Here is a 12,977-nt window from a genome sequence, read left to right on the forward strand (position 1 = left end):
TCACATGACAATCTGTGACAAACTCGTGTATGCTTGAACTAGCAAAAACTTCAATAGGAGGAGCGAACTTGGCTGATTTATTTCACGAAATAAAGCACAAATTAAGTGGAGCCAATATATCCGTTGTATTACCTGAAGGAACAGATGAACGAGTCTTAGATGCAGCTGTAAAATTGCAAGCGGAGGGGATCATTCAACCTATCGTGATCAGTTCTTCTAAAAAATTACCAAAAAATTTGACGGTTATTGACCCTGAAGCGTACGAAGAGATGGACGACCTCGTCTCCGCATTCGTAGAGCGGCGTAAAGGAAAAATCACAGAAATAGAAGCAAGAGCGCTTTTGAAAGACGTCAATTATTTCGGAACAATGCTTGTCTATACGGGCAGAGCAAATGGTTTAGTAAGTGGAGCAGCCCATACTACAGCCGAAACAGTAAGACCTGCACTTCAAATCATTAAAACAAAACCCGGTATCACCAAAACGAGCGGTGCATTCATAATGGTTAAAGATAAACTTCGCTATATTTTTGCCGATTGCGCAATCACTATCGCCCCTACAAGTGAAGACTTAGCAGAAATTGCAGTGGAAAGTGCGAAAACCGCTACTGCCTTTGGAATAAAACCAAAAGTCGCTATGTTGTCCTTCTCTACAAAAGGCTCCGCTCAGTCAGAAGAAACGGAAAAAGTGGTGAAAGCAACTAAAATAGCAAAAGTGCTGGCACCAAATATAGCAATAGAAGGGGAGTTGCAATTTGATGCAAGCATTGTTCCAGCAATTGCAGCCAAAAAAGCACCAGATGCAGTTGTGCAAGGTGATGCAAATGTCTTTGTATTTCCTTCACTAGAAGCGGGGAATATCGGATATAAAATTGCAGAGCGTCTAGGTGGGTTCGAAGCAATTGGCCCCATTTTACAAGGCTTAAACGCACCAGTCAATGATTTGTCACGTGGCTGTTCAGCAGAGGATGTATACAAATTAGCTTATATTACAGCAGCGCAAGCGTTAGAATAGGGAGTTAAGAAAATGTCTCAAATAGAAACATTATTACAGCAAGAGAATTGGCGATTTTGGGATCAATCGCTTAGTGGAAAAAGTCGTTCCGCATTAGAATCATTTGCTGCAGATGATTTGCTCTGTCATTTAGTTGGACAAGGGCAATCACCTGCAACGATTCGTACTTGGGTACATACGAATACAGTTGTATTAGGAATCCAAGACCACCGACTTCCATTTGTAGATGATGCACAGAATTTTTTACGCACACAAGGGTTTGCACCTATTGTGCGTAATTCAGGAGGTCTAGCGGTTGTATTAGATGATGGGGTGCTTAATGTTTCGATTGTTCTTTCTGAAAATAAGCAATCCATTGATATTTCTACGGGTTATGAAGTAATGCTAGAATTCGTTAAGCTTTTATTTCCAGAAGCAGAAGGGAAAATAGAAGCTTATGAAATTGTCGGATCGTATTGCCCAGGTTCATATGATTTAAGTATTGGTGGGAAGAAGTTTGCTGGGATCTCGCAACGTAGACTTCGACAAGGAATCGCCGTCCAAGTGTATTTATGTGTAGAGGGTAGTGGAAGTGAGCGAGCAGATTTGATTCGCCAATTTTACGAAATTGGAGTACAAGGGGAAGAAACGAAATTTAGTTATCCAATAATCAAACCAAAAGTGATGGCGTCTTTGAATGAATTGTTACACACAAACTTTACAGTCGAAGATATTGTCATACGCATCCAACAAGTATTACAACATTTGTCTACTAATGTAGTTACGCAATCTGTTACGCAAGATGAAATGGAACTCTACCAATTTTATATGCAACGAGTGGTAGATCGAAATAAAAAGATGCTTACAAAATAAGAAAAACCACCAATCCATTAGACGGTTGGTGGTTCTTTTGATACTAAGTTTCCGTTTTTCTCCATTTGAAAAACTGGTACAGTTGGTATTTCTTCGTCATTTAAAGTAACTAATCTTCTTGCGCGGTTCATTATTTGGACGAATTGCTCGTAATCTTGTTTAATTGCAGCGTTTTCTTTTTCTAGTTTTGCAAGTTCACTTTCTAGTTTGCGAATTTTTTCGTTTGAAATAGTCGCTAAATGGCGATACCTTGATATATCTGAATCGCTATGCTGTAATCGAACGAGATAGGCGATAATGATATCAATCGATAATGCAGAAACTGGGATAGAGGCTGTACGTTCACCGCTTTCTGCCGGTTTTGCTAAATAGATACCATTTCCTCTTCGTCTATAATCTTTCCCTAATATACGAAGCTTTTCTTTTCTTTCTTTTTTCGCTTCTTTTAATTCTGCTTCGTATTGATGGCGAACGACTGCGTTCCAGCGAAATCCACATGCAGCAGCTGTTCGATTTAACTCATCTCCGGCTTCTTCAAATGCATTTAACTGGGTGCTTCCTTCGCGGACGTGTCTTAGCACCATTTCTGCTAGCATTTCATCGTTGTCATCCATCCAAGCATCTTGTCTAATTTTTACCATGTTTGTCCTCCTACCATGTTCATAGTTTCGTTGTTCTATTAACATAATGGACAACTTAACGTTCTTTTATTCACGTAAAATACACTTGATAGCAATATAAACTTTAAGATACAATGACCTGTAGACTATTACTAGTAACATGATTCAGTGAAAGTCCCTATTTTAGTAGTAGCGGGATGAATGTAATCATAGTATTCCGTTCAGTGCAGTCCAAACGCCAACTGAAAGTGGAACTCTGGACAAGGACGCCGCTTCCTGCAGCAACGCCTGAGTGACTAAAATCATGTTGGCCCAAAGCCTCCGGTGGATGTCACAGATTTTGAACGGTTGGTAAGGATGTTAGCCTAAATACGCCGCATCCTTGCGACAACAGGGCCCTGTGCGCATTTCAAAATCTGGACCCAATTACCGAGGTGAAATTGATGAAGGGGTTGTGGATAGATGGCAAACCATTTTCGAGTTTGCGATGAATGTCAGGCAGTTAATTTGAAATCATTAATTCCAAAGCTAAAGGCGATAGATCCAGAAGCAGAAATTGAAATAAAAGAATGCCAATCCTACTGTGGTCCAGGGCGAAAAAAGACATTCGCATTTATTAATAATCGTCCAGTAGCTGCTTTATCGGAAGATGAATTAATGGAAAAAGTACGTGCCAAACTAGAATTGTAGGGTAATTGTGTACCTAAGACACCATTTTCTCTGCTACGAGCAAGACATTGTAATCAGAACTTTTGCCGCCTTTCAAAGAGCGGTTTTTTTCTTTATAATAGAATAAATACCTTACCATTCGGGTTCAACTATTGGTGCTTTTATTTTAAATTACGGAGGTGGCTAAATGAGCTATGCAACGCAAAAGCTTGCAGAAGAAAAAGTGTTTAAAGATCCAGTTCATCGATATATTCATGTTCATGATCAAGTAATTTGGGATGTTATTGGCGCAAAAGAATTTCAACGGCTTCGTCGGATTAAACAGCTAGGAACTACTTATGTCGTTTTTCATGGTGCAGAACATAGCCGTTTCAATCACTCTCTTGGCGTATATGAAATTGTTCGTCGAATAGTAGATGATAGTTTTAGCGGACGTCCTGAATGGGATGAATCTGAAAGACTAGTAGTATTATGTGCGGCGCTTTTGCATGATTTAGGTCATGGACCGTTTTCGCATGCGTTTGAAAATGTCTTTGGGCTAGACCATGAAAAATTTACTGGTGCGATATTACTTGGGGATACCGAGGTAAATGAAATATTGAAAAGAGTAAGCCCAGACTTCCCTCAAAAAGTAGCGGATGTTATTGCAAAAACTTACTCCAATAAGCAAGTTGTAAGCTTAATTTCCAGTCAAATAGATGCGGATCGTATGGATTACTTACAGCGCGATGCTTATTTTACAGGTGTAAGCTATGGTCATTTTGATATGGAACGAATTTTGCGTGTAATGCGTCCTCGTGAAGATCAAGTAGTTATTAAATCAAGCGGTATGCATGCGGTTGAAGACTACATTATGAGTAGATATCAAATGTATTGGCAAGTGTATTTTCATCCGGTTTCTCGGAGCGCAGAGGTAATACTTACGAAAATTTTACATCGTGCAAAAGCTTTAAGTGAGAAGGAGTATGATTTCAAGCAACAACCTACTCATTTTAAATCTTTTTTTGATGAAACTTTTTCATTAAAAGACTATCTCGCATTAGATGAAGGGGTATTAATGACTTATTTCCAACTCTGGATGACGGAAGAAGATCCGATTTTAGCTGATTTATGTGATCGATTTGTCAATCGTAAACTCTTTCAATATATTGAATTTGATTTGGCGAAGGATTATATGAAGATGAAAGAGTTAGAGTTATTATTTAAAAAAGCGGGTATAGACCCAGAATACTATTTGGTTTTTGATTCGTCCTCCGATTTGCCTTATGACTTTTATCGTTTAGGAGAAGAGGGAGAACGAATCCCAATTCATTTGCTTATGCCTTCAGGGGAGATTCGAGAACTTTCACGTGAATCAGAAATAGTTGAAGCAATTTCAGGGAAACGACGAACTGATCATAAGTTGTACTTTCCAGAAGATTTCTTAACTGAGGATGGCAAGAAAAAAGCATTGAAAAAACAAATCTTAGAGTTGTTAAAGTAAAGGTGGGTTCGAATTGCTAGAAGAACATGCAAAAGTAGTACAATTTATCGGAGTAGCAGATGGAATAACTGGACGAAAGAAACTACAAAAAATGATTTATATTGCAAAAAAACTGCAATATCCATATAAAGAAAAATATGAGTTTCATGTGTACGGACCTTACTCAGAAGAGTTAACTTTACGAGTGGAAGAGCTGTGCAACATGGGCTTTTTACAAGAAGAAAGACAAGACAAGGGTTCCTACGTTCAATACAAATACCAAATGACGGATGCCGGGGAGCATTTTACGCAAATGGCTCAAGTGGAAGAGGCAGGCCCAGCTTTACTTTCTTGCATTACCCAAATGAAAGCAAAAAGTTCGAGATTTCTTGAACTTGTATCCACATTACTTTACTTCGACCAGATGCCAAAAGAGGATCAAATTGAAAAGCTTCATGTTGTAAAAGGAAAACTAAATTTTACAGCAGATGAAATTGAAGAAGCATTTTCATTTGTAATGAATTTAATGAATGAGCGAGCTATCCTATAGGGATGGCTTTTTTTATGGTGTTTTTTGTTGCACAGCTATTTTAAAAGTTGAATTGCTATATCTCACACGAAGTTAACTCTTAATATTGAGAAATAGTTGCTTTCAGGATAAAACTTGTTGCTCTCGTAACCGAACTGGTTGCTCTCAGTGTAAAAGTGATTGCTTTCTCCTTACAACTGGTTGCTCTATGACAGTTTTTAACAAAAAAAACGAACCCCAAATAAAAAAGGAGTTCGAGTCATATTATTGATCACTAAAACGTTTCCCACCGACTGCATAATGGTTTTTTGACATCTCTTCAATAAAAACCACTACATTTTCCGCAGGTGCATTCGCTGTTTCGACTACAGCAGCTGTCACTTTCTCAACAAGTGCTTTTTTTTGCTCTTCGGTACGACCTTCGAGCATTTTTATTGTTACATATGGCATATCATTTCCTCCTTTAGTGAAATCTTCTGTATACTAGTATCATAACAGAACGGAGGGAACTTTCGAATGGCTAATGAAGAAAAACCAAAACAAAAAATAGGATTCACTATTATAAAGAATGATCCAACAGACGGACATAAAGGATTTGGAATTGGTTCTCTTTCATTAGAGAACGTATCACCAGTGATTATCGATGTAGAAGAAGACATTGCAAGGGTAGAGATTGGTGCAATGCATGCAAGAAGTGATACCGAACGAGGGATTAAATTCACGACCAATCGAGAAGATTCAGAAGGTGGAAAACCGTATTGGCTTGTTTGGGTGACCATTGACCAAAAACAAGAGGGTGCCTATTATGCTGGGGTGACGGCTTGCGAAATGGTTGTTAATCGCGAAAAACGTAGAGGCTATAAAATTCTTGCAGATCATGTAAATCGCATGGATAAATCAATGAAACGACAAATTCTTGTAGACTTTATGGATGATCGATCTAAGAACATTCTCAGTGATTTTTTGCAAACGCATAATAAAGAAATGTGGGATCGAAGCGAAGAAAAACTACATCTAGATTTAACAATCTAATACTTATCAATAACTGACCTAATAGACAAAATGTTTAGACTGGTATTATTAGGTTGAATAAATACTAAAAAAAAAGTACAATCTAGTTAAAGCTTACTTTACAGTAATGCTAGGACACTTAGTGAAAGTAATTATGTTGGTCTTGTGAAATTTGTGACAACCCAATCCCAAACTTATAAGCTTTCTGAAGTACTTTCACTAGGAAAAAGCTTTCTACTACCTAATTTAGGTAGTAGAAAGCTTTTTATTTTGTAGCATAAAGTTAATTTGGAATTGGTCTCGTCTAACCCGAAACTGGTCTTATTGTGCTATTTACCGGATACGGTTAGCGTGCTTTTTCTCCATTCGAACTAAATTAATTGCTAATTTTTGTATCGGTTCTTGATTTTATTCTCCAAAAAGTGAGAAGGGAAAAATGGACCATGGGTGGTCATCCTCTGTTCTTTCTTCAAATGTTTGTGGTTTTAACTTCGGATCAGTACATAGTTTTGTTGGAACATCTTTTTCCTTTAAATAGACAAGTCGTTGTTTCTTACAAGCTGAAGTCGCAATTCCACCGGTTTCAATATCGACAATGACTCCACGTATACCTGGCGGAGCAATAAACGGCTCCACGGGTAACCCTTGGTGTGCCTTTTCCATAAATTCAATCCAAACCTGCTTTGTTACTTGCTTTGCTTCGGCATCACTTACTTGTTTTCCTTGGTCATAGCCATTCCAGACACCTGCAGTGAGTTGTGGAGAGAATCCGATTATATATTGATCGGTATTCGTTGTCCCAGATTTTGCTGCATATGGTCGAGTTTGTTTGGAACGAATGCTATTTCCTGTTGCTGGGGAATAATCATTAAAAGTCGGGTCAAACATTCCAGTGAGTAGATGCGATAGCATAAATGCATCTTGCTCCAACAGTACCTTCTTTTCTTTTGTTTTTTCAGTTTCTACGTCGTAGATTACTTTGCCTTTATTATTAGAAATTTTTGTTATATATGTTGGTTCCTTTTGGATTCCTTTATCCGAAATCGTGTTATATGCTTTCGTCATATCGAAAAGGGAGACTTCAGATGTTCCAAGTGCCGTTGCAGGAGTATCCTTAATTTCCATATCAATATTAAAGCGCTTAATCAGTTGTTGGAATGGTTTGTAGCCAACTTGTTCAAACGTTTTGACTGCATAAATATTATCCGAAATAGCAATTGCCTGCGCCAGTGAAATGGGGTGCTCTGCGAATTCACCATTTACATTTTTTGGTTCATATTCACGCCGGCCATTATCATATGTGAAAACAGTTCTTTCGCTATCCATATACGTTAACGGGGAAAAGCCATTTTCGAGTGCAGCGGCATATAATAAGGGCTTAATCGTGGAGCCAGGTTGTCTCTTTGCTTGCGTAACTCTGTTAAACGGACTTTCTGCAAAACTGCGTCCACCAACCATTGCCGTCACGTAACCTGTTTTCGGTTCCATGCTAATAAACCCAATTTGTAACTCACCTTCTGGCATCCACTTTTCAATCACTTCTTCCGCTGCTTGTTGATGTTGTCTATTTAATGTTGTTTCAATTGTCCACCCACCTTCCTCGATGCGTAGACCTTTTCTCTTTACAATTTCGCTCGCTTCTTTCCACACTTCCTCTAAAAAGTAAGGAGCGGTTTTCTTCGTTACAACAGAATCTTCCGCTTTTAAAACGAATTTTTCTTTTTTTGCCCGTTCACGTTGCGCAGTTGTTACAAATTGTTGATCTTCCATAAGTTTCAAAATTAGTTGTTGTCTGTCTACTGCTTTCTTTTCGTTTACCAAAGGAGAATAATGCGAAGGACCTTTTGGAATAGCCATTAATAAAGCGGACTCTGATAGTGTTATATTTTTTGCGCTTTTTCCAAAATAAAACCTACTTGCTGCTTCCACACCGTACATTCCGTGACCAAAGTAGACCGTATTTAAATAACCTTCTAATAAATCTTCTTTTTCGTAAAAAATTTCTAACCGGTACGCAAATAATGCCTCGTTTATTTTCCGATTCCATGATTTTTCATGTGTTAAAAATAAATTTCGTGCGTATTGTTGCGTAATTGTGCTAGCCCCTTCCACTTTTTTACCTGCTTTTACATCTTTCAAAAGAGCAGAAGCAATTCGGGAAAAATCAAATCCGTGATGCTTATAAAAGTCCTTGTCTTCTACTGCAATTGCGGCTTGAGATAGGAAAGGGGACATCTCATCCAATGAAACCCAGTAACGTCTTTGTTCTTCAAATCGATCACCAATTACATTTCCTTGATTATCTAAAAAGACAGAGGAAATAGGGACTTGAATAATAGGTGCCCCAACGATTTGCGCATAAATACGAAGAGTTACAAATGCACCAGATAATGCACAAATAGCAGCAATACTAAGTAGAAAAAACCTTTTCATGCGTTTTGATCGTTTGACTTTTTTCCGATGTTGCACACGACGCATAAAAATCTACCCCGTTCTTTTTGATGTTTTCATTAGTATGAGAACAATAGATTCAAATTAAACAGAAGAAGAAAAAAGTATTGCACTTTTGTCAAAAACCTCTATACTTTCTTTGTATTTAATTTTTTAAAAAAAGTACACATAAAATATATAGTTAGAGGAGATAGATACATGGCTGGATTTTGGTTTACAGAAAAGCAAACCGAGAACTTTGGCATCACAATGAAGGTGAACCGTACACTTCATACGGAGCAAACGGACTTTCAACTACTAGAAATGGCAGAAACAGAAGAGTGGGGGAATATGCTCTTTTTAGACGGAATGGTAATGACGTCACAAAGAGATGAGTTTGTGTATCACGAAATGGTAGCACACGTTCCTTTATTTACACATCCTAATCCAGAAAACGTATTAGTTGTCGGAGGCGGAGATGGTGGTGTAATCCGTGAAATCATGAAGCATCCAAAAGTGAAAAAAGCAACACTTGTTGATATAGATGGAAAAGTGATTGAGTATTCGAAAGTATATTTACCAGAAATCGCTTGTGAATTAGAAAACCCACGTGTAGACGTTCAAGTTGGCGATGGCTTTATGCATATTGCTGAGTCAGAAAACGAATACGATGTAATTATGGTAGATTCTACAGAACCAGTTGGACCAGCTGTGAATTTATTTACAAAAGGTTTCTACGCAGGAATCTCTAAAGCACTTAAAGAAGATGGATTATTCGTTGCACAATCGGACAACCCGTGGTTCAAAGCGGACCTAATCCGACAAGTACAAAAAGACGTAAAAGAAATTTTCCCAATTACAAATATGTACTTGGCAAATATTCCAACTTACCCAAGTGGTCTATGGTGCTTCACAATTGGTTCGAAAAAATATGATCCACTTCAAGTGCCGGAAGAGCAATTCTTTGATATAGAAACGAAATATTATACAAAAGAGCTTCACAAAGCGGCATTTGTTTTACCGAAATTTGTGAAAGATCTTGCAGGAGAGTAAGCCGATGAGATTTGATGAAGCTTATTCAGGAAATGTATTTATAAAAAGCAACCAAAATTACGAAGAAGCACAAGCAGTTATTTATGGTATGCCAATGGACTGGACGGTAAGTTATCGTCCAGGTTCACGTTTTGGCCCACAACGTATTCGTGAAGTATCCATTGGATTAGAGGAATATAGCCCGTATTTAGACCGCGATCTAGATGATGTGAACTATTTTGATGCTGGTGACATTCCACTTCCATTTGGAAATGCTGCAAAAAGTTTAGATCTAATTGCAGATTTTATTAGCAAGCTAATGCAAGATGGTAAAATTCCTGTTGGTATGGGCGGCGAGCATTTAGTATCATGGCCTGTAATGAAAACAGTTGCAGACAACTATAAAGACCTTGCGATTATTCATATGGATGCGCACACAGATTTACGCGTAGAGTACGAGGGAGAACCGCTTTCACACTCCACTCCAATTCGCAAAATTGCAGAATACATCGGTCCAAAAAATGTATACTCATTTGGAATTCGTTCTGGCATGAAAGAAGAATTTGATTGGGCAAAAGAAAATGGCATGCAAATTGCTAAATTCGAAGTATTGGAACCTTTGAAAGAAGTACTTCCTACGCTTGCAGGTCGACCTGTCTATGTCACAATTGACATCGATGTTTTAGACCCTGCACACGCACCTGGAACAGGAACAGTAGACTGCGGCGGAATCACAAGTCGTGAACTACTAGCTTCTATCCATGCAATCGCAAACTCAGGCGTAAACGTAGTTGGCTTCGACTTAGTAGAAGTTGCACCGATATACGATTCGTCTGAACAAACAGCAAACACTGCTAGTAAATTACTACGCGAAATGATCTTAGGCTGGGTAAAGTAGAAAGCGGCTAATCTTTGTTGCTGCGACGAGCTTTGCGCGGGAGCAGACGGCTAAAACAGCTTCGAAATTGCTACGTGAAATGATTTTAGGCTGGGTAAAATAAATAAACGTGATGTCCTTTTACAAGGGCATCACGTTTTTTAGTCTCGGCTATACGGGAATTGGTATCGTTAATTCACTAATTGTAAGCGGAGCGGTCATTGTTGATTTATATGGATTACTTTATTTCTTCTAGATGATTTTGCTAAAATAGTGTATTCATTTTTGATTAGTTGTCATTGCCTAGCTTTTAGCCTTATAATAATAAGGTTATAGTAAAAAATGTTCTAAAGGATGAAAGTAATGTCTCAACCACTTAAAAAGCGAGTAAATATTCGTTTATTATCAACGATTAGTCATCCTGATGTCGAGAAAGAAATGTTCGATATACAAACGACAGGAGAACTAATTTTAAAAGGGGCTCAACCTTATTTAGTTTACGAAGAAGTGCAGGATGAAAAAAATAGTCGAACAACTGTAAAGCTAGGTGGAAAGACGGCTTTAATCATGCGAAGTGGTGGAGTCAAAATGCGGTTGCCATTTACGAGTGGGGAGCTTCAAACAGGAAGTTACGATACAATTTATGGCGTAATAATGATCACAACAAATACGAAGCACTTGCATTTTGAAGATGGACATTTCCAAGTGGAATATGAGTTGTTAATAAATGATGAAGTTGCAGGTACATATACATTAGAACTTATTTATACGGAGGCGAATTAAATGAACGCAGTAGAAAAAGTGCAACAGTCCATTAAAATGGCATTGCAAGAAGCGATAATAAAAGCGGAACTTGTAGAAAAGGAGCAAATTCCTGCTATCCATTTAGAAACACCAAAAGACAAAGCAAATGGGGATTACGCAACGAATATTGCGATGCAATTAACAAAGCTTGCAAAAAGAAATCCTCGCCAAGTTGCTGAAGCAATTGTAGAAAATCTAGATATGACGGGAACAATGATGGAGAAAATCGACATCGCTGGACCTGGATTTATGAACATTAATGTTCGAAAAGATTATTTACAAGAAGTAGTAAAAGCTGCCTTAACAGAAAACGAAAACTACGGACGTACTACTTTTGGTGCTGGAGAAAAAGTGCAAGTCGAGTTCGTTTCTGCAAATCCAACTGGTGACTTACATTTAGGGCATGCTCGTGGTGCATCAGTAGGGGATTCCTTATGTAATGTACTAGATTTCGCTGGATATGATGTAGCCCGTGAGTATTATATTAATGACGCTGGTAATCAAATCCACAACTTAGCTATTTCGATTGAAGCTCGCTATTTTGAAGCATTAGGTTTGGAAAAAGAAATGCCAGAAGACGGGTATCGCGGTCAAGATATTATTGATATTGCTGCAGCGCTTATGAAAGAACATGGAGACAAGTTTGTATCTATGTCCGATGAAGATCGTTATAAAGCATTCCGTGCACACGGTTTAAAAGTAGAACTTGCTAAATTACAAAAAGACTTAGCGGATTTCCGTGTAGGTTTTGATAATTGGTTCTCTGAAACTTCTTTATATCAAGGTGGAAAAATTGACGTTGCCCTAGATAAATTAAAAGCGAATGGTCATATCTTTGAAGAAGAGGGAGCAACTTGGTTCCGTTCTACTACTTTTGGCGATGACAAAGACCGTGTATTAATTAAAAGTGATGGCTCATTCACCTATTTATTGCCAGACATCGCATACCATGAAGATAAATTAGTGCGTGGATTCGATCAACTGATCAACATATGGGGAGCAGACCACCACGGCTATATCCCACGTATGAAAGCGGCGATTGAAGCACTTGGATACGAACGTGAAAAACTAGAAGTATCGGTTATTCAAATGGTTCAGTTGTATAAAGACGGCGAAAAAATGAAGATGAGTAAGCGTACAGGAAAAGCTGTTACGATGCGTGAGCTTGTAGAAGAAGTTGGGCTAGATGCAGTTCGTTATTTCTTCGGCATGCGTTCAGGTGATTCGCATATGGATTTCGATTTAGACTTAGCTGTTTCTCAATCAAATGAAAATCCAGTATATTATGCACAATATGCACATGCACGTATTTGCTCGATTTTACGAGCAGCAGAAACACAAGGACTGAAGGCATCTACGGATTCACTTGAATTATTACAAAGCGAAAAAGAATTAGACTTATTGAAAAAAATCGGTGACTTCCCACAAGTGGTAGCGGACGCTGCAAAACTTCGTGCACCTCACCGTGTTGCAACATACATCCAAGAACTAGCTACAGCTTTCCACAGTTTCTACAACGCGGATAAAGTACTGAATGCGGAAAACGTTGCACAAACAGAAGCACGACTAGCATTAGTGACTTCAGCACGCCAAACAATTGCAAATGCACTTCGATTAATTGGTGTAACTGCTCCGGAAAAAATGTAAAATCCAACACTTCGGCCTCGGTCGGAGTGTT

13 protein-coding genes are annotated in these 12,977 nt (G+C 38.3%); 10 read left to right on the forward strand and 3 right to left on the reverse strand.

The window, feature by feature from the left end:
- Positions 1-68 precede the first annotated feature (68 nt).
- The gene (gene pta / locus PB01_RS03090; RefSeq protein WP_151698826.1) at positions 69-1,013 is read left to right on the forward strand and encodes a phosphate acetyltransferase; all 945 of its coding nucleotides are present in this window, start codon (positions 69-71) and stop codon (positions 1,011-1,013) included.
- A gap of 12 nt (positions 1,014-1,025) precedes the next feature.
- Positions 1,026-1,865, forward strand: a complete 840-nt coding sequence (locus tag PB01_RS03095) for an octanoyl-[GcvH]:protein N-octanoyltransferase (RefSeq protein WP_151698827.1) — start codon at positions 1,026-1,028, stop codon at positions 1,863-1,865.
- A 17-nt stretch (positions 1,866-1,882) separates the two neighbouring features.
- On the opposite strand, the gene PB01_RS03100 is transcribed toward PB01_RS03095, so the two are convergent.
- Positions 1,883-2,506: an RsfA family transcriptional regulator gene (locus PB01_RS03100; RefSeq protein WP_151698828.1), complete on the reverse strand. Its 624-nt coding sequence runs from the start codon at positions 2,504-2,506 to the stop codon at positions 1,883-1,885.
- Positions 2,507-2,947: 441 nt separating this feature from the next.
- Here PB01_RS03100 and PB01_RS03105 point away from each other — a divergent pair, with 441 nt between their 5' ends.
- The 3 genes from PB01_RS03105 to PB01_RS03115 all read left to right on the forward strand — a co-directional run bounded on the left by PB01_RS03105 (position 2,948) and on the right by PB01_RS03115 (position 5,166).
- Positions 2,948-3,175 (forward strand): YuzB family protein, encoded by a 228-nt coding sequence (locus PB01_RS03105; protein ID WP_151698829.1) that lies wholly within the window; start codon positions 2,948-2,950, stop codon positions 3,173-3,175.
- Between the two features lie 166 nt (positions 3,176-3,341).
- Positions 3,342-4,637 (forward strand): HD domain-containing protein, encoded by a 1,296-nt coding sequence (locus PB01_RS03110; protein WP_151698830.1) that lies wholly within the window; start codon positions 3,342-3,344, stop codon positions 4,635-4,637.
- Between the two features lie 13 nt (positions 4,638-4,650).
- Complete coding sequence (locus PB01_RS03115) at positions 4,651-5,166, forward strand: YwgA family protein (protein WP_151698831.1); 516 nt, start codon at positions 4,651-4,653, stop codon at positions 5,164-5,166.
- Positions 5,167-5,409: 243 nt separating this feature from the next.
- On the opposite strand, the gene PB01_RS03120 is transcribed toward PB01_RS03115, so the two are convergent.
- The gene (locus PB01_RS03120; protein WP_151698832.1) at positions 5,410-5,595 is read right to left on the reverse strand and encodes a 2-hydroxymuconate tautomerase; all 186 of its coding nucleotides are present in this window, start codon (positions 5,593-5,595) and stop codon (positions 5,410-5,412) included.
- A 66-nt stretch (positions 5,596-5,661) separates the two neighbouring features.
- Here PB01_RS03120 and PB01_RS03125 point away from each other — a divergent pair, with 66 nt between their 5' ends.
- Positions 5,662-6,177, forward strand: coding sequence for a YwhD family protein (locus tag PB01_RS03125; protein ID WP_151698833.1), 516 nt, complete (start codon positions 5,662-5,664; stop codon positions 6,175-6,177).
- A gap of 387 nt (positions 6,178-6,564) precedes the next feature.
- Here PB01_RS03125 and PB01_RS03130 read toward each other — a convergent pair whose 3' ends face one another.
- Positions 6,565-8,634: a transglycosylase domain-containing protein gene (locus PB01_RS03130; protein WP_151698834.1), complete on the reverse strand. Its 2,070-nt coding sequence runs from the start codon at positions 8,632-8,634 to the stop codon at positions 6,565-6,567.
- Between the two features lie 171 nt (positions 8,635-8,805).
- Between PB01_RS03130 and speE the strand changes: the two genes are divergently transcribed.
- From speE to argS, 4 genes are all read left to right on the forward strand, one after another.
- Positions 8,806-9,639, forward strand: coding sequence for a spermidine synthase (gene speE, locus PB01_RS03135; protein ID WP_151698835.1), 834 nt, complete (start codon positions 8,806-8,808; stop codon positions 9,637-9,639).
- Positions 9,640-9,643: 4 nt separating this feature from the next.
- Positions 9,644-10,516, forward strand: a complete 873-nt coding sequence (gene speB, locus PB01_RS03140; protein WP_151698836.1) for an agmatinase — start codon at positions 9,644-9,646, stop codon at positions 10,514-10,516.
- Between the two features lie 342 nt (positions 10,517-10,858).
- On the forward strand, positions 10,859-11,278 hold the full coding sequence (locus PB01_RS03145; RefSeq protein WP_192797449.1) for a YwiB family protein: 420 nt from the start codon (positions 10,859-10,861) through the stop codon (positions 11,276-11,278).
- The gene (argS, locus tag PB01_RS03150; RefSeq protein WP_151698838.1) at positions 11,279-12,946 is read left to right on the forward strand and encodes an arginine--tRNA ligase; all 1,668 of its coding nucleotides are present in this window, start codon (positions 11,279-11,281) and stop codon (positions 12,944-12,946) included. It begins immediately after the preceding gene.
- The last annotated feature ends 31 nt before the right edge of the window (positions 12,947-12,977 follow it).

The sequence above is a fragment of the Psychrobacillus glaciei genome, assembly GCF_008973485.1.
Lineage (GTDB): Bacteria > Bacillota > Bacilli > Bacillales_A > Planococcaceae > Psychrobacillus > Psychrobacillus glaciei.

Bases quoted from the DNA above. Each gene is read 5' to 3' on its own strand.
- PB01_RS03095 (WP_151698827.1), top strand. From the start codon at position 1,026: ATGTCTCAAATAGAAACATTATTACAGCAAGAGAATTGGCGATTTTGG.
- PB01_RS03100 (WP_151698828.1), bottom strand. From the start codon at position 2,506: ATGGTAAAAATTAGACAAGATGCTTGGATGGATGACAACGATGAAATG.
- PB01_RS03105 (WP_151698829.1), top strand. From the start codon at position 2,948: ATGGCAAACCATTTTCGAGTTTGCGATGAATGTCAGGCAGTTAATTTG.
- PB01_RS03110 (WP_151698830.1), top strand. From the start codon at position 3,342: ATGAGCTATGCAACGCAAAAGCTTGCAGAAGAAAAAGTGTTTAAAGAT.
- PB01_RS03120 (WP_151698832.1), bottom strand. From the start codon at position 5,595: ATGCCATATGTAACAATAAAAATGCTCGAAGGTCGTACCGAAGAGCAA.
- PB01_RS03125 (WP_151698833.1), top strand. From the start codon at position 5,662: ATGGCTAATGAAGAAAAACCAAAACAAAAAATAGGATTCACTATTATA.
- PB01_RS03130 (WP_151698834.1), bottom strand. From the start codon at position 8,634: ATGCGTCGTGTGCAACATCGGAAAAAAGTCAAACGATCAAAACGCATG.
- speE (WP_151698835.1), top strand. From the start codon at position 8,806: ATGGCTGGATTTTGGTTTACAGAAAAGCAAACCGAGAACTTTGGCATC.
- speB (WP_151698836.1), top strand. From the start codon at position 9,644: ATGAGATTTGATGAAGCTTATTCAGGAAATGTATTTATAAAAAGCAAC.
- PB01_RS03145 (WP_192797449.1), top strand. From the start codon at position 10,859: ATGTCTCAACCACTTAAAAAGCGAGTAAATATTCGTTTATTATCAACG.
- argS (WP_151698838.1), top strand. From the start codon at position 11,279: ATGAACGCAGTAGAAAAAGTGCAACAGTCCATTAAAATGGCATTGCAA.